The 15,533-nt window shown below is 60.4% G+C and carries 15 protein-coding genes and 1 tRNA gene; 1 reads left to right on the forward strand and 15 read right to left on the reverse strand.

The genetic code is table 11. From position 1 onward, the window contains the following. Positions 1 to 9: 9 nt before the first annotated feature. A complete protein-coding gene (locus tag QP305_RS00970; protein ID WP_039899034.1) occupies positions 10 to 981 on the reverse strand; it encodes an aldose 1-epimerase in 972 nt (323 codons plus the stop codon). Between the two features lie 126 nt (positions 982 to 1,107). Further along, positions 1,108 to 4,008 carry a leucine--tRNA ligase gene (locus QP305_RS00975; RefSeq protein WP_274733123.1) on the reverse strand — a complete coding sequence of 967 codons (2,901 nt, stop codon included), beginning with the start codon at positions 4,006 to 4,008 and terminating at the stop codon, positions 1,108 to 1,110. 166 nt (positions 4,009 to 4,174) lie between these two features. Between QP305_RS00975 and QP305_RS00980 the strand changes: the two genes are divergently transcribed. Next, entirely contained in the window at positions 4,175 to 4,615 is a 441-nt protein-coding gene (locus QP305_RS00980; protein WP_101594982.1) for an HIT family protein, read from the forward strand. Positions 4,616 to 4,672: 57 nt separating this feature from the next. Here QP305_RS00980 and QP305_RS00985 read toward each other — a convergent pair whose 3' ends face one another. The 13 genes from QP305_RS00985 to QP305_RS01045 form a co-directional block, all read right to left on the reverse strand. Beyond that, positions 4,673 to 5,425 (reverse strand): HAD-IIB family hydrolase, encoded by a 753-nt coding sequence (locus QP305_RS00985; protein WP_284903380.1) that lies wholly within the window; start codon positions 5,423 to 5,425, stop codon positions 4,673 to 4,675. A 199-nt stretch (positions 5,426 to 5,624) separates the two neighbouring features. Next, on the reverse strand, positions 5,625 to 6,128 hold the full coding sequence (locus QP305_RS00990; RefSeq protein WP_284903383.1) for a hypothetical protein: 504 nt from the start codon (positions 6,126 to 6,128) through the stop codon (positions 5,625 to 5,627). Between the two features lie 415 nt (positions 6,129 to 6,543). Next, on the reverse strand, positions 6,544 to 7,893 hold the full coding sequence (locus QP305_RS00995) for an NAD(P)/FAD-dependent oxidoreductase (RefSeq protein WP_284903386.1): 1,350 nt from the start codon (positions 7,891 to 7,893) through the stop codon (positions 6,544 to 6,546). 76 nt (positions 7,894 to 7,969) lie between these two features. After that, entirely contained in the window at positions 7,970 to 8,818 is an 849-nt protein-coding gene (locus tag QP305_RS01000) for an HAD family hydrolase (RefSeq protein ID WP_284903388.1), read from the reverse strand. 96 nt (positions 8,819 to 8,914) lie between these two features. Beyond that, entirely contained in the window at positions 8,915 to 9,481 is a 567-nt protein-coding gene (locus QP305_RS01005) for a TetR/AcrR family transcriptional regulator (protein WP_284903390.1), read from the reverse strand. Next, positions 9,478 to 10,251, reverse strand: a complete 774-nt coding sequence (locus QP305_RS01010; RefSeq protein ID WP_284903392.1) for an ABC transporter permease — start codon at positions 10,249 to 10,251, stop codon at positions 9,478 to 9,480. Before QP305_RS01010 ends, QP305_RS01005 begins: the two co-directional genes overlap by 4 nt. Then, positions 10,248 to 10,976: an ABC transporter ATP-binding protein gene (locus QP305_RS01015; protein ID WP_434736377.1), complete on the reverse strand. Its 729-nt coding sequence runs from the start codon at positions 10,974 to 10,976 to the stop codon at positions 10,248 to 10,250. The genes QP305_RS01010 and QP305_RS01015 overlap by 4 nt, the downstream gene beginning before the upstream one ends. Positions 10,977 to 11,233: 257 nt before the next feature. Next, a tRNA-Ala gene (locus QP305_RS01020) sits at positions 11,234 to 11,309 on the reverse strand. Between the two features lie 91 nt (positions 11,310 to 11,400). Beyond that, the gene (locus QP305_RS01025) at positions 11,401 to 12,060 is read right to left on the reverse strand and encodes a histidine phosphatase family protein (protein WP_284903395.1); all 660 of its coding nucleotides are present in this window, start codon (positions 12,058 to 12,060) and stop codon (positions 11,401 to 11,403) included. Next, on the reverse strand, positions 12,057 to 12,554 hold the full coding sequence (rsfS, locus tag QP305_RS01030; protein ID WP_284903396.1) for a ribosome silencing factor: 498 nt from the start codon (positions 12,552 to 12,554) through the stop codon (positions 12,057 to 12,059). Before rsfS ends, QP305_RS01025 begins: the two co-directional genes overlap by 4 nt. Further along, positions 12,551 to 13,456, reverse strand: a complete 906-nt coding sequence (locus QP305_RS01035; RefSeq protein WP_284903398.1) for a hypothetical protein — start codon at positions 13,454 to 13,456, stop codon at positions 12,551 to 12,553. The genes rsfS and QP305_RS01035 overlap by 4 nt, the downstream gene beginning before the upstream one ends. Continuing rightward, entirely contained in the window at positions 13,435 to 14,124 is a 690-nt protein-coding gene (gene nadD / locus QP305_RS01040; protein ID WP_035277256.1) for a nicotinate-nucleotide adenylyltransferase, read from the reverse strand. The genes QP305_RS01035 and nadD overlap by 22 nt, the downstream gene beginning before the upstream one ends. Continuing rightward, positions 14,114 to 15,376 (reverse strand): glutamate-5-semialdehyde dehydrogenase, encoded by a 1,263-nt coding sequence (locus tag QP305_RS01045; RefSeq protein ID WP_284903401.1) that lies wholly within the window; start codon positions 15,374 to 15,376, stop codon positions 14,114 to 14,116. Before QP305_RS01045 ends, nadD begins: the two co-directional genes overlap by 11 nt. Between the last annotated feature and the right edge of the window lie 157 nt (positions 15,377 to 15,533).

The following is a 15,533-nucleotide window of genomic DNA, read 5'->3' on the forward strand; positions in this document are numbered from 1 at the left end:
GGATTCCGCTTACTTTCGGGCATACGGAGCAGAGGTAGCCGGATAGCTCATGGTGACGGTGAGGCTGCGGGACTGGCCCGGCGCTAGCGCCACGCGCCCCACTTGATCCGAACGATTAAAAGCATTGGGCAAGGCAGAGGCCGGGGCAACCAGGAGAGCTTCCCGGGCCCCGCGTTCCAGAGTATCCCCGGTCCATAGCCGCACATAGGGTGCTTCGCTCGGTTCCTGGGCGAGGATGATATCGCGTTCGCGAGCTGGATCGGTCAGCACGGTTGCCACGACTCCGTCACTGGTGGGCACCAGCGAGGTGAAGGTGGAGTCGATACGGCTAGCTCCGAGTACCGGCCACTCCACGGGGGTGCTTACCCCCGTGAGCGCGGCATCGCCGGGAGCCGGGATTCCGTGGGCATCGGCTGCGATCTTGGTGCGCGCACTAACCGTCGTCGACATTTTTGAAATGGAAGCGAGCTGCGGGAAACGCAAGTAGCCGTTCCACGCGACCGCCACCGGGGCGCAGCTCTCACCCCGGTTCGTCACTTCCAGACTGACGGAAAGATGATGGGTTCCCGCGCTGGAATCCCCCAGCGCATAGACCACTTGGATTCCCACGGGCCACGGGTAGCCCGCTACCGCGGGAAGCTCCGCGCGCAAAATAAGCGCATCTGCGGAGCGTTCCCGCCGGAATTCGCAGCTGTGGACCCGCAAGCACCGCCCGGTGGTATCCGCTTCGAGGCGGTAGCTCTGCCCATCCCAGGTGTAGCACCCGCCGGCGAGAGGCCCCACCCAGGGGGCTTCGATAAGCCCACGCCCCCCATCTGCCTCCTCCAGTTCGGCACCGTTACGGTATCCGGAAAACACCTCCCCGTCGGGACTCCAGGAGAGGAGGGTGGCCCCGCGTGCAGCTACGAGGGCGCTGGCTCCGCCCGGTGCGCTAAGAAGCCACGCCGGGTTACCGTCAAAGTCCTGCGCTGTGATTCGCATACGTGCCACGATATTCCTCCTTACTCCCGCGGGTTCCTCCCCTTGGATTGGCGCCCACTTCACGGGCGTGAACGAGCATTTCAGGCTCGGACCCCAGCAGAGCCTGAGACTTGCCTGCGTTCCGCTTTAGGGAACGATATTGATGAGTCCCGGAGCACGCACAATAATCTTGCGCGGTTCGCCCTCCAGGAAGGCCTGCACCCGTTCTTCAGCCAGGGCCCGGGCGGTCAGATCCGCATCGGAAATATCCTGGGGTACCTCCAGACGGGCGCGGACCTTACCCTTCACCTGCACCACGCAGGTCACGGTGTCATCCACCAGCAGCGCTGCGTCGCTAACCTGCGGGAACGCAGCGCGCGCGACCAGGCCGCTATTACCCAAACGTGCCCAGAGTTCTTCGGCAATATGGGGGGCCACCGGTGCCACCATGGCCACGATAGCGCAGGCAGCTTCCCGCGGTACCGCCGTCAGCCCGGTGAGATGGTTATTGAGAACAATGAGCTTGGAGATCGCGGTGTTGATACGCATATGATCGTAATCATCAGCCACTCCCGCGATGGTGCGGGCCAGGAGCTTAGCGGTTTCGGTATCCGGAGCCGCGTCACTGACCGTCACCTCGCCGGTGCGCTCATCAACGATATTGCGCCACAGCCGCTGCAAGAAGCGCTGCGAACCTACCACCGCGCGGGTATCCCAGGGCCGGGAAACATCAAGCGGACCCATGGACATTTCGTAGACGCGGAACGTATCCGCACCGTACTGATCAGCCATATCATCAGGTGTGATGATGTTCTTGAGGGACTTGCCCATCTTCCCGTATTCCCGGTTGACCTTCTCCCCCCGGTAGTAGAAGACCGTTTCGCCGTTTTCTTCGCGTTCTTCTACCTCATCGGCCGGCACGTAGGCCCCGCGAGCATCGGTATAGGCATATGCCTGTACGTAGCCCTGGTTGAAGAGCTTGTGGAAAGGCTCCGAAGAGGAAACATAACCCAGGTCAAAGAGGACCTTGTGCCAGAAACGCGCGTAGAGCAGGTGGAGCACCGCGTGTTCGACGCCGCCCACGTACAAATCCACCCCTCCGGAAGTGTTACCGGCCTCGGGACGCGGGCCCATCCAGTAGGCTTCGTTTTCCGGGGCGCAGAAGCTATCCGAATTGGTGGGATCCACATAGCGCAATTCGTACCAGCACGAACCTGCCCACTGCGGCATGGTATTGGTTTCGCGGCGGTACTTCTTGAGACCATCACCCAGGTCAAGCTCCACATTCACCCATTCCGGGTTGCGTTCCAGCGGAGGTTGGGGCAGTGAATTTGCGTCGTCGGCATCGTAAGACGCCGGCGAGAAGTCTTCCATTTCGGGCAGCTCCAAGGGGAGCATCGATTCGGGTAGCGCGTGCGCAATACCCTCCTCATCCCAAACAATCGGGAAGGGCTCACCCCAGTAGCGCTGGCGGGAGAAAAGCCAATCGTGCAGGCGGTAGGTGACGGTGGCGGTTCCGGCACCGCGTTCTTCCAGCCAGGCGATAATAGCGGCCATGGATTCGGATTTCGTCATGCCGTTGAGGGAGATTTCCTCATTGGCGGAATCAACGAGGATGCCATCCCCGGTGTAGGCACCCTCTTCCAGGTCCGGGCCGTACGGATCCTCCGCCGGGCCGATGGTGCGGATAACGTCCAGATTGTATTCGCGCGCGAAAGCCCAGTCGCGATCATCATGGGCAGGAACCGCCATAATGGCACCGGTTCCGTAACCGACCAGCACATAATCCGCCACGAAAACCGGAACCTTGGCGCCGTTGACCGGATTAATCCCGAAGAGCCCGGAGAAAACGCCGGTCTTTTCGTGAGTATCCGAGGTGCGTTCCATATCCGATTTCGCGGCGGCGCGCGCCCGGTAGGCCGCAACCGCTGCGCGCGGAGTGGCGTATCCGCCAGTCCATTCTGCGCGGGTGCCTTCCGGCCAGCTATCGGGAACCCGGAGTGCCTGCGCATCCGTATCCGTACCCGCTTCACTTCCGCCCAAGGCCTCATGTTCGGGAGCAACGGCCATGAAGCTGGCCCCGAAGAGAGTATCGGGGCGGGTGGTATAAACATCCAGGACCCGCCCGGAGCCGTCAGAAAGCTCAAAACGAACCGTGGCGCCGTGGGAGCGCCCGATCCAGTTCTGCTGCATGGCCCGCACTTTATCCGGCCAGTCAATGGTGTCCAGGTCACTCACCAGGCGGTCCGCATAGGCGGTAATCCGCATCATCCACTGGGCAAGATTGCGCCGGAACACCGGGAAGTTACCGCGTTCGGACCGGCCTTCCGCGGTGACTTCCTCATTGGCAAGCACCGTTCCCAGCCCCGGACACCAATTAACCGGGGCTTCCTTAATATAAACCAGGCGGTACTCGCTGAGCGCATCCGCTTTTTCTTTCCTGGAGAGCGCCTCCCAGGGCCGACCATCCGGCGTGGCCTTTTCCCCACTGGCGAATTTCGCTTCGAGTTCCGCAATGGGCCGGGCCGCTCCGTTGCCACGCCCGTCCCGGCGCGGGTAATCCGGGTCAAACCAGGAATTAAACACCTTGGTGAAAATCCATTGGGTCCACTTCACGTAATCAATATCTGTGGTGGAGAAAACCCGCCGTGAATCGTGGGAAAGCCCGAGGCGATGCAGCTGAGCTGCCATATTGGCAATATTTTCCGCGGTGGTGATAGCCGGGTGCTTGCCATTTTGCACCGCGAACTGTTCGGCGGGAAGTCCGAAGGCGTCATAGCCCATGGTGTAGAGGACGTTCTCACCCTTCATGCGGTGGTAGCGGGCCACGGTATCCGTGGCAATATAGCCGAGCGGATGGCCCACGTGCAGGCCGCGCCCGGACGGATAGGGGAACATGTCCTGGATGAAGAACTTCGGCGCCGAGGTATCCCCCGCGAGATCCCCAACCGGGTTCGCGGCGTAGAAGGCACCTTCCTCTTCCCAGCGTTCCTGCCAGTGGGCTTCGATCTCATTAGCCAGTTCTGCGGTGTAGCGGAACTGGGTCATATCCTCAGCGCTCAAGGGTACTCCTTTTCGACGGTCGACTTCGGTCAATTGTAGCTCTCTCCTCCGACAAATCTCAGGTCGTCCACAGCGGGACGGCGGCGCTGGCAACCGCGGCCTATGCAGCCGGCATCCGCGCGCCACCAAAGCCGGCGGCTAGACTGGAACCATGAGCGTCTTTTCAAAAATTATTGCCGGTGAGATTCCGGGTCGTTTTGTTTGGGCCGACGACGTGTGTGTTGCTTTCGCAACTCTTGAACCGCACGCCCGCGGGCATGTTCTGGTTGTGCCACGCGCGGAAATTGATCGCTTCACCGATCTTGATGATGACACGGCGGCGCATCTTTTCATCGTTGCCAAGCGCATCGGTAAAGCCCAGATCGCGGCTTTCGGGGTGGATCGGGCAATGCTGGTCATCGCCGGCCTGGGCGTGCCCCACACCCACCTGCACGTTATTCCCGCGGATTCGGAAAACGTCACCAGTTTTGCGTCTGCACGCAAGGATGTGCCCGGCGCCGAATTGGATGCGGCGATGGAGGAACTGCGCGCGGCCCTACGCGAACAGGGCTGGGAGGAGTTCGTTCCCGAACAGCTCGGTTCCCTCGCCTAGGATCGCTCGTTTCGACTCGCGTTGCGGGCAAGGCTTGAGGCCCGCGCGCGGAGCGGTTTAGGCCAGCCCCACCAGGTTCTCAATGAATTCGGCGGTGTCGGTCCAGTCCCGTACCGCGTGGGTGTCGATGCCGAGCCGAGTCACCGGGTAGTCGTTGCCGGCCGGATCGAGCCGGTCCCCCACAAAAAGCATCTGCGCGATGGGGATACCGGTTTGTTTGGACAGTTCCGCAATTCCGTAGGCTTTGTCCACGCCCTTGCGGGTAATATCCACGGAGGTTGAACCGCCCGAACGCACTTCCAGGTGCGGTAGACGCGCTGCGACAGCTTCTCGCAGCGCGTTTTTCTTTTCCCCACTCGGATCCCAGGCGCGTTTCGCTTCCAACGGTGCACTTTGCCCGAGCGCGGAGAACGTGACTTGGGAGCCGCGGTCTTCCAGGATTTCCCCCCAGGTGGTGCTTTCCCACAGACCGAGCCGGCGTGCTTCTTCTTCCAAGGCCAGTGCCGCATCCCGGCGTTCTTCCTCGGTGAGGTTGCGGACGTACACATCGCGCCACTGCCCCGCATCGTGAACGAGGTAGCGGGTTCCGCAGGTGGGCATGAGGTGGAGGCGAGCGAGCTCCGCGGGAGTGCCGTCCAGCCCTTCCAGGAGCTGGCTTTCGAACTGTCCGAATTGCCCGCCGGAAATCACGCATACTTCGTATGTATCCAGCAGCGCCCGCAGGGCCCGCGCCATGCGTTCGGGCAGCGCAGATTTGGAGGGTGCCAGGGTATCGTCCAGGTCAAAAGCAATAAGGCGGTAAGACGTCATAGCCACAGTATGGTGCATGGGCCGCGCAGATGCGAAATAGTGGCCGGCTTGATGCACAGATCCGGTCCGATACCCACGTATTCTTACGACGACGCAGCGGGCTGATACATCGCGATGTATCAGCCCGCTGGTGGGTTTCGCGCGGCAGGGTAGTTGGCTGGTGAGAAGCCCGCGGCCCGGCCAGGCGTGCTAGACCTGCTTATTGTTCGTCTTTGATGGCTGCTTCGCAGAGCAACCGGGCCCCGCCAATAATAAGGACAGCAACCACGAGGCTGAGGAGGAAGCTGAGGACTCCGGCGAGCGCAACCGTGGTGGGAGTGTATTCACCGAAAACGCTAATCATCGCGAAAAGCGAGACGAGCACGTGGCAGCCGGCCACGATAAAGGCGAGGATCATGATGATCGGCGCGATGGAGCGGGCCACCCGGGTGGAGAAGTTCACGGAGAACAGGGCCGCGAAGCCGGAAGGGTTGTGCGGCTGCTGGGGCTGAGGCAGGTAGCCGTAGCCTGGCGCCGAGTAGGCCGAAGGCGCCCACTGACCCTGCTGCGGGGCGGGGATATAGGGCTGGCCCTGCGCCTGATTCTGCTGGCTCTGCTGATTTTGCTGGTCAAAGCCCTGCTGGTAGGACTGCTGCTCCGGCTGGGCGCTCTGCTGACCATAACCGGGGTTATTATCAGGGAACTGGTTATTCTGTTCGCTCATGAGTATTCCTTCCGTAACGAGCGATGGCCACGACGCGATCATGACCCGAGGCACTTCACACTTAAAATACCAAGAAAGTGGAAACGCGCGTATTCATCTCACTACCCACCGGAGGCGGGTAGGTACCAACTAAGCGTAGCTATCCGTAGCGGCCACCGCGAATAGGACAGATCTAATACAGGACCTGAGGGCGGGCCGAGGGATAGGGCTACCTGGACATCTTCTGGCAGTATCTCATTCATACCTGAATGATGGCATGAGGTTACGACAGAAAAATCTTGAGGTCGCCCTCCCCCGGCCCGCTACGTTCCGGATCGGCGCGGCACTACCGCTAGTTGCAGTGCTGTTAGTGGCACTACCGTTAGTGGCAACGCCGCTAGTTGCAGCACCGCGCTACGGATATCACCGCAGTGCCCTACGCTCCGACCTTCTCCAGTTCTTCGCTATCCAGCTTCGGAGAGGCACTTAAGGTCCCCTGGCGTGCTCGCCGCGAGAAGGGATGGATATCCCCCACGATCACATCGTGGCGCTTGGGGAAGAGGAAGTACTTCGAGGCGAGGTTGGCGAAGGTCGCGAACATTTCCCGCCCGGACTGGAGCTGCTGGATATGCAGGGCATTCCACATGAGCCAGGAGAACTTCCCGGTAATGGCCGGCAGATGCGGAATTTCGGTGACCGCGAAACCAACACCCACGGTGGCCATGGTGCCCTTGTTGAAGTACTCGAAAGGCTCGGTTTCCCTGCCCGCCAGGTTATTGGAGATGACCTTGGCGATATGCCGCCCGCCCTGGATAGCAGGTTGGGCCAGCTGCGGAAGCCCGCGTTCTCCGCTCACAGCAACGTCCCCGGCAGCGAAAACGCCGTCGACCCCTTCCACCTGGAAGTGTTCGTTCACCTGGATGCGCCCGCGCGCCCCTTGCGGCACGCTCCATTCCTTGACCTCGGGCGGAACCCCCACTCCGGAGGACCAGACGATCAGCGAGGCGTCAATCCACTCTTCTTCTTCCGTCTCGGTGTTCTTCACCAGGATGCGGTTGTCCTCCACCGCGGAAACGGCCTGGTTGAGGAGCACTTTCACGCCGCGATCTTCGAGAGCGCGGTGGGCGGCGTTACGGCTCTTCTCATCGAAAGGCCCGAGGACGGTGGGTGCCATATCCACGAGGATGATCTCGAATTGCTCGGTATCGATGCTGGGATAGAGCGTCTCGAAATCGAAATTACGCAGTTCGGCAATGGCGCCGGCGGTTTCCACGCCGGTGGGGCCCGCACCGCACACAACCACCCGGAACGGCCCGGGATTTTCGGCGGCATCCATGCCGTCCAGCAGCCCGTAGAGCCGGTCGCGTACCTGAAGCGCTTCATCGCGCGTGTACATCGGCAAGGTGTGCTCCGCGGCGCCCTTAATACCGAAGTAAGCAGCGCTCACACCGGTGGCGAGGACGAGGTAGTCATAAGCCATCGTGCGCTCGTCATCGAGCTCGATGATCTTATTATCCGTATCCACGTGCTGGAGCTCCCCGAGCACGAAACGCAGATTCTTCTGCTTGCTCCGCAATGCGCGCAGGTTGTAGGTAATATCCCCCGCGTTGAGAGCGCCCGAAGCCACTTGGAAAAGCAGCGGCTTGAACGTGGTATACGGATTCTTATCAATGAGCGTTACCCGCACGGGTGCCTCGCGAAGGCCACGTGCCGCTTGGATACCGGCAAAGCCACCGCCGACGATGACCACATGCGGTAACGCACTTCCTTTAATATTGTGACTCATACCCCATAACATAGTGGATATGTGAGCTAGTTTCCAATACTTCACTCAAACGCAAAATAGTGACCCTCGGCAAATATCACCGCAGCACCGCGGCAACCAGATCGGCAACCGGCGCGGGACCCTCGGGGAGAATCCAGCGGGCGGCGGCCTTAGTTTCGGCGCTGGCCTGCGGCATTGCACAGCTCTGCGCTATTTCGCGCATCCAGGGAATGTCATTAGCGGAGTCCCCCACCCCTAAGGTGTGTGCTGCGTCCAGCCCGCGCGCCCGCAGCGCCAGCTCAATTCCTTCCCACTTGGTCACCCCGGGAGCCACCACATCAACAAAATTCGCGTGCCCGCGCACCGCCCCGGGAAACGCCTCCTGCCAGAGTCCACGGAGCCGGTCCAGTTCAGTTTCAGTTCCGGAGAAGGAGAGTTTCGTGATGGTATCGGCCGCAAGGCCGGCGACGTCGCCGCGGAGCGGTTCCCGCCCCGCGGAAGCGTTGCACATAACGTCCTCATACAGGGGCGCCCCAAAACTTTGTACGACGACGCTCTCGCTGCCATTGACGACTATGCCGAGGCGGTGTTCCTCCGCGAAGCGAACGGCGCGCGCATAGGCAGCGCTGCCGAGCGGGTGACGGCGCACTACCGCGTGCCCGTCCCAGACGATGGAGCCGCCTTCGGCCACCACCCATCCGGGTACCCCGGCGTCCGAGAGAATAGCGGCCGCCCCGGCGATGATGCGCCCGGTGGCCAGGGTAATCGGGATGCCAGCGGCGTGGAGCTGTTGGAGGGCGCGGATATTCTCCGGGAGTACCCGCGAGCTAGCGTCCGTGAGGGTGCCGTCCACGTCGAAAAGCATATTCGTGGGCCGGGCGAAGTCGCGTTCGCGATAGGTGATGTGCCCGGAGGCGTCCACTACTCCCAGCTGATGGCGCGGCATTAGCGCTCATTCCTGGGGATGGTGAATTCCGCTGTGCTCATAGCAACGATAGTAACCGAGTGCATGAATCGGGTGAAAATACGAAAGCCTATTAGCCTACAGTTCACCTGTGAGATAGCGCTGAATCGTGGGGCCAACGAGAGATACGAGTTCGTCGGTAGTCAAGCTGGCGAGAGGTTCGATTGTGAGGATGTACCGCGCGACTATGATTCCCGCCATCTGACTGAGCACCAGCGAGATGCGTAGTTCACGGTCGGGGCTATCGAGGTGCTTGAGGATGCGATCTATTAATAGCGTCTCCGCCGCCTTGTGTAGCACATGTGGACTGCTTGCCATTGCCCGTCGAAACAACGCAAGAATGGCTTTTCCTGACGGGGAGCACCACATTGTGTCTGCGTAACGCACGATTTCGTATCCCCATCGCTCCTTGGGCAGACTGCTGATATGCGTGACGGCTTCTCGCGGCTGGACAATACGATCCAGAACCTTGTTGAAGAGTCCTTCCTTCGAGCCAAAGTAGTGATTGATCAACGATGCGTCTACGCCAGCTTTGCCCGCTATTTTCCGTACCGAAACAGAGTCGAATGAAAACTGCGAGAAAAGCTCCTCTGCTACGTCCAGTAGGCGTTTGCGTGTTTGGGCGCTCTTGGACGTTTCAGTCACTTCGTGCTCCTTCGCATGGTTGCCGAGGCGAGCAATAAGGCAAGAAGGATGACTCCGGCTAAAAGTCCGATACGAAGCCATGAATCGGAGGATAGCGAGCTGGTTTCCAGGGTCTGGCGAACTACATCAACAGCCCACGTCATCGGGAGCACATCGGCGACCTTGGCCAGTACGGCAGGCATGTGTTCATTTTGCACGAAGAGACCGCAAAGAAAGATCTGAGGGGCAACGAAAACAGGCATGAACTGCACGGCTTGGAACTCCGTGCGAGCGAAGGCGCTTGCCAACAAACCAGAGGCGACACCGAACAGGCCGTCAAGTAGTGCCACTATGATGAGCCCCCACCACGGTCCCGCGAGCTCCACACCCATCGGCCCCAAAACTAGAACCGCGAGGATTAACGACTGGGTAACGGATAAGAACCCAAACACGGCCCCGTACGACGCAATCAGATTCCATCGGCTCAGCGGGGTGGTGAGGACGCGCTCGAGCGTGCCGGATGTCCGCTCACGGAGCATGACCACCGAGGTGACGATGAACATCAGCAGCATCGGCAAGACCGCGAGCATGATGGGGCCAATCGTATTGAAGAGAGGCGTATGGCCGGGGGCGACGGGAACATCGACAAATACGAAATAGAGCAGCGTCAGCAGCAGAGCAGGTACCACCAAGATCAGGCCGACAGTGCGGGGATCGGCCTTCAACTGGCAAATAATACGAGCAACGGTTGCGAATGGCGAAGGCTTGCGAACGGCTGGGGTGACACTCATTCTGACTCCTTAATGAGAGCGAGAAAAGCTTCCTCCGGATTATCGGTGCCGGTCCGAGCTTGAACTGACTCGATAGATTCTTGTGCCAAGAACTCGCCTTCGCGCATGAACAGCACTTCGTCGCAATGTGAGGCTTCGTCCATGACGTGACTAGATATAAGCAAAGTAACCCCTTCGGCAGCAAAACCTCGGAATACTTGCCACAGCTCCTGGCGGGTAATCGGGTCGAGGCCGACGGTCGGTTCGTCAAGCACCAGTACCTCCGGGTGGCCGACCAGAGCACAGGCAAGCGAGGCACGGTTTGCTTGACCTCCGGACAATTTCGTGATTGGCCGGGAGGCATAGTCGTTCAACTGCACACGGCTGATGGCCTGCGCAACATCGGTGCCGCTGGCCCCAACCAGTCGGCCAAAGTAGGCGACATTATCATGAACGCTAATATCTGGATATATCGACAGTGATTGGCTCGTGTATGCAACTTTATGCCGCAGAGCCTTTGCTCCCGCGGGAAGCCCAAGAATATCTATGGAGCCACTGGTGATCTGCTGCACGCCCAGGATTGCGCGCATCAGCGTGGTTTTGCCGCACCCGGAGGGCCCTAAAAGGCCGGTAATGGATCCGCGCGACAAGTTACAATTCAGGCCCCGTAAAACTGAGGTTGTACCACGGCGAATATGTAGATTCCGTACCCTCAACACGGATTCAACACCTGTTGAATTTCTCATGTACAAGACATTACCGCCGCAAAATAGGGAAAGCAACGGTTGGGAGAATGTTTAGTCGCCACCGGTATGCGCGACAGTTCTCGCGTTTATACCCGGCGCTGTTCTTGATACGAGGTCTGCCGAGCATTAAGCCTGGCTAGCGGCACATAGATAGAGTAAATAGCCGGCTCATTCGGCGAGAGCAGACGTGATGGAGAACGAACTGGACAGCCGTAAAAACTATCAGATTACTGTGCATTGGAATAGTAAATTCCCAGTGGTGGAGCTAAGGGGATTCGAACCCCTGACCTCTTCCATGCCATGGAAGCGCGCTACCAACTGCGCCATAGCCCCAAGCGACTTATAGAACTTTAGTCGGAGAAGAAACGCTTGGCAAATCGGAACCGGATTTTGTGTCGAGCATCGCATTCTTGCAGGTGGGTGCTTAGCCTTCCGGTCCTTCCACCTCAAAGTTTTTCACCGGATCGTGCTCATCGGCGAGGAAACGGTTGAAGCCGGTGAGGCGCCATTGCGGGTCCGCGTTCTTGCGCCGCTGCAGCATGGCCCAGTGGCAGTTATCCAAGCCGCCCAGGCCTTGCCATTGCGCCCCGCACCCGAGGAGCACCCCGAGTCCGCAGGTGATCGCCGCGCCGTGCGCGGTCACAACCAGCAGGCCGCCATCCATATCTTCACTGGCTTCGCTAATCGCCGCGGCCACGCGTGCGCCGACGTGTTCCTTTGTTTCCACGCCGACACCTACGGGTTCCTCCCCCGCCCGCCACTGCGCGAATTCACGCGGGTAACGTTCGGCAATCTCGGTGCGGGTCAAGCCCTCAAAAAGCCCAAAACAGCGCTCTTCTAGACGCGCATCGGTTGCCACCTCGAGGCCCACCAGCTTGGCAGCCTCGAGAGCGGTGGCATAGGCGCGCTGCAACGGTGATGCCACGAAACGCGCCGGGCCAGCAGCGGCGATATAGGGAGCCACGTAACGTGCCTGGCCCAGGCCTACCGCATTGAGGGGTATATCTGTAGAGCCCTGGATTCGCCAGGCCAGGTTGTAATCAGTTTGGCCGTGGCGCCAGAGCAGGATGCGATCTGCACTCATGCATCTACCTCAGCGGCACCGGCCGCCTCAGAGTCCCTAGAGTCCCCGGGTTCCCCTGGTTCCCCTGGTTCCTCGGATTCCGCAGCGCCCTCCGGCGCCGCGGGTGCTTGCGCTCCGGTAATAACAGCCTCATCATCTAGCTGGAGATCCACATGCGGGCAATCGGCCCACAGGCGCGCGAGGGCGTAATCATCACGGTCCTCATCGCGCTGAATATGCACGATCAGTTCGCCGTAATCCAGGAGCACCCAGCGCGGGTCGAAAGTGAGTCCTTCGCGGCGCAAGCGTTGCCCGCCGGCGTCGTCGAGTTTCTCCTCCACGCGATCCACGATGGCGCGCACTTTCGGCTCCGAATCACCGGAAATAATAAGGAACACATCGGAAATGGCGAAACGCTCACCAACGTCGAGAGCTTCAATCGATGTTGCTTTCACCTCTGCCGCTGCCGCGGCTCCAATACGGGCGAGCTCAATCGCGCGGTCCGAAGCTGTCACAAGATCTCCTTGATATTGGGGGTAATGCTGGATGCCACAAGATCACCAGGCGCGGCCTGCGCGCCGTGCTGGAGGAAGAAGAATCCGATAACCAGGCCGAGCACCACGCTAATAACAATGAGCAGCAGCATGGTCATCGTCCAGCGGCGCGGGGAGGATTCGTCGTCGAGTTCATCTTCGTCCACATATTCGTGCGCGAGCGGATCCGGCTGCGCCGCGGGAACGGAAGCGGGCGAGAACGCCGCTGCGGCGTCGTTCCCGGTATTTTCTCCTACCGCAGGCGCCGGTTCCTGCTCCGTAACCGAGGCGCGCAAAGCATCGCTTTGGGTGCGAGCGAGTAAACGTTCGCGCAGGCTGCCGCCTTCGGAAAACTCCGCTGCCACGTCCGGTTCCGGAGCCGGCTCGGAAGCCGATACCGATTCCGGGGCCACTTGCGAGGCAGGAGCCGCCGCGGCAGCTGGTGCCGAGTCAGCAAATGGCGGGATGAGCGAGTGTTCTTCTTCGCCAATACTTGCCTCGGTATCGGCTTCGAAACGGTCGAAAACGGAGATTCGCTCCCCCGCGGGCGCGGATTCTTCACGGATCGCGCGGGGCTCGGTCGCGTTCACAGGTTCGTATGCCTGGGTGGGAGCGCCCTCATCTTCCACCAGCGGTGCCACCACTTCAGCGCCTTCAGCCGCTTGAGAAACTTCAGCCGCCCCAGCTGCCTCAACGGCTTCGGCACGCTCGGCCAGAATGGCGCGCCGCCGCGTTGCCCGCACCACCGGAATATCACGGGTGCGCCGCAATTCTTCTACCGGCGAAGCCTCGCCTTCTTCGAGAGGTTTTAGGAGTCCGCGCTCGCGCATCTCGCTGCGTGTGAGGCGCCGCCCGCCCTCGCTCATTTCTTCTCCTCTCGGCACGACTGTCCTTTGTCAAGTTTACCCGGTGCCTCGCGCTGGGCATAAAGTTTGTATTTCCTGATGTGCTGCACCACGCCTTCGGGCACCAAATACCAGATGGGCTCGTGGGCTTTCACCCGCTCGCGCACATCCGTGGAGGAAATCGCCATAGCGGGAACCTCCACAATTTCCACGGCATGTTTGGGCAGCGCGGACACGTCAATATTGTGCCCGGGGCGCGTCACCCCGATGAAACGCGCCATCCCCCACAGTTCCTCGGCGTTCTTCCAGCGCAAAATTTCCGGAATAACATCCGCTCCGGTAATGAAGTACAGATCAGCATCCGGGTAGACCTCACGCAAATCCCGCAGGGTATCCACGGTGTAGGTCAGTCCGCGCCGCTCAATATCCACCCGCGATACCGTAAAGCGGGTATTCGAGGCGGTGGCGATAACCGCCATGAGATAGCGGTGTTCGGCCGGGCTCACGTGCTGCCCCTGCTTGAAAGCCGGGCGGCCGGTGGGCACAAAAACCACCTCGTCCAGCCCGAAACGATGCTGTACTTCCGAGGCTGCCACCAGGTGACCGTGGTGAATCGGGTCGAAAGTTCCGCCCATCACCCCGATCCGCCGACGCCGGTGCTTGCGTTCGTCGAAAGGAATCTGCACCGGTTCGTCTTTATCGGACATGCCCCTCGCCCTCTGCAATCCACGTCGTCGTGGTCATTTCTTCCAGACCCATAGGCCCGCGCGCATGCAATTTTTGGGTAGAAATACCAATTTCCGCGCCCAGCCCAAATTCGCCACCGTCCGTGAACCGCGTCGAAGCATTAACCATGACCGCCGCGCAATCCACCTCGGAGGTAAACCGATTAATAGCACGCTGATCCTCGGCCACAATAGCCTCGGTATGGCCGCTCGAATAGCGGGAAATATGCGCGAGCGCCGTCTCAATATCAGGCACCACCGCGACGGCCATCTCCAGCGCCAAATATTCCTTGGCCCAATCTTCTTCCGTTGCGGCCTGCGTGGGAATATCCCCCGCGAAACTTTGCGCGGCCGCATCGCAATGCAAGGTCACGCCGCGCTCATAAAGTTCACGCAAAATCCGCGGCATAAATTGCGGTGCGATATCCGCGTGGACCAGAAGTGTTTCGGCCGCATTGCAGACGCTGGGCCGATGCGTTTTCGAATTAACGACGACGGCGCTAGCCCGCTCCACATCCGCGCTGGCATCTACGTACACGTGATTATTGCCCACCCCGGTTTCGATCACGGGGACCAGGGATTCGCGCACGACTGTCTGGATGAGGCCGGCGCCTCCGCGCGGAATAACAAGGTCCACCAGGCCGCGCAATTTCATCAGTTCGACGGCGCCCGCGCGCCCGAAAGCATCAATGGTCTGCACACAGTCGGCCGGGAAACCGGCCTCCGTTACCGCCTGGCGCATGAGTTCCACCAGCACTTCATTGGTGCGGATGGCGGCACTCCCCCCGCGCAAAATCACCGCGGATCCGGCTTTGAGCGCCAAGGTAGCCGCATCGACCGTGACATTGGGCCGGGCCTCATAAATCATTCCGATCACGCCCATGGGCACCCGCACTTGCCGCAAACGCATCCCGTTAGCTAAGCGCGAACCGCGTACCACTTCACCCACCGGGTCGGCCAAACCCACCACATGTTCTACCGCCCGGGCAATTCCTTCGATGCGCTCCGCATTCAGGAGGAGGCGATCAATCATGCCCGGGGAAAGCCGGCTTTTTTCCCGGGCCACATCCTGGGCATTCGCCTCCACAATACGGGCGGTTTCGCTGCGCAAAATCGCGGCGATACGGCGAAGGGCGTCATTTTTTGACGTGGTTTGCGCCCCCCGCAAAGAACGCGCCGCCTGGCGCGCGCGGCGGGCCACATCGGCCACGCCCTCGGTTAACGTTGCGGTCATAGTCTCTACTTTAGGCCAGGAAGGCCTCCGTTACCGAATAGGAACAGCCGGCGGGCTGCGACTTCGCGGATACCTCATGTGGCCACTCGTATATATTCGGGCTACCTCATGGGAATAGCGCGCGCACGTGGCGCGTTGCAGGTAGCGAGATTTCCAC

The organism is Actinotignum timonense (assembly GCF_030216305.1).
Lineage (GTDB): Bacteria > Actinomycetota > Actinomycetes > Actinomycetales > Actinomycetaceae > Actinotignum > Actinotignum timonense_A.

What these genes read in the sequence shown, in the direction of transcription:
- QP305_RS00970 (WP_039899034.1), bottom strand. Translation starts at nt 981, where the DNA reads ATGCGAATCACAGCGCAGGACTTTGACGGTAACCCGGCGTGGCTTCTT.
- QP305_RS00975 (WP_274733123.1), bottom strand. Translation starts at nt 4,008, where the DNA reads ATGACCCAGTTCCGCTACACCGCAGAACTGGCTAATGAGATCGAAGCC.
- QP305_RS00980 (WP_101594982.1), top strand. Translation starts at nt 4,175, where the DNA reads ATGAGCGTCTTTTCAAAAATTATTGCCGGTGAGATTCCGGGTCGTTTT.
- QP305_RS00985 (WP_284903380.1), bottom strand. Translation starts at nt 5,425, where the DNA reads ATGACGTCTTACCGCCTTATTGCTTTTGACCTGGACGATACCCTGGCA.
- QP305_RS00990 (WP_284903383.1), bottom strand. Translation starts at nt 6,128, where the DNA reads ATGAGCGAACAGAATAACCAGTTCCCTGATAATAACCCCGGTTATGGT.
- QP305_RS00995 (WP_284903386.1), bottom strand. Translation starts at nt 7,893, where the DNA reads ATGAGTCACAATATTAAAGGAAGTGCGTTACCGCATGTGGTCATCGTC.
- QP305_RS01000 (WP_284903388.1), bottom strand. Translation starts at nt 8,818, where the DNA reads ATGCCGCGCCATCAGCTGGGAGTAGTGGACGCCTCCGGGCACATCACC.
- QP305_RS01010 (WP_284903392.1), bottom strand. Translation starts at nt 10,251, where the DNA reads ATGAGTGTCACCCCAGCCGTTCGCAAGCCTTCGCCATTCGCAACCGTT.
- QP305_RS01015 (WP_434736377.1), bottom strand. Translation starts at nt 10,976, where the DNA reads ATGAGAAATTCAACAGGTGTTGAATCCGTGTTGAGGGTACGGAATCTA.
- QP305_RS01025 (WP_284903395.1), bottom strand. Translation starts at nt 12,060, where the DNA reads ATGAGTGCAGATCGCATCCTGCTCTGGCGCCACGGCCAAACTGATTAC.
- nadD (WP_035277256.1), bottom strand. Translation starts at nt 14,124, where the DNA reads ATGTCCGATAAAGACGAACCGGTGCAGATTCCTTTCGACGAACGCAAG.
- QP305_RS01045 (WP_284903401.1), bottom strand. Translation starts at nt 15,376, where the DNA reads ATGACCGCAACGTTAACCGAGGGCGTGGCCGATGTGGCCCGCCGCGCG.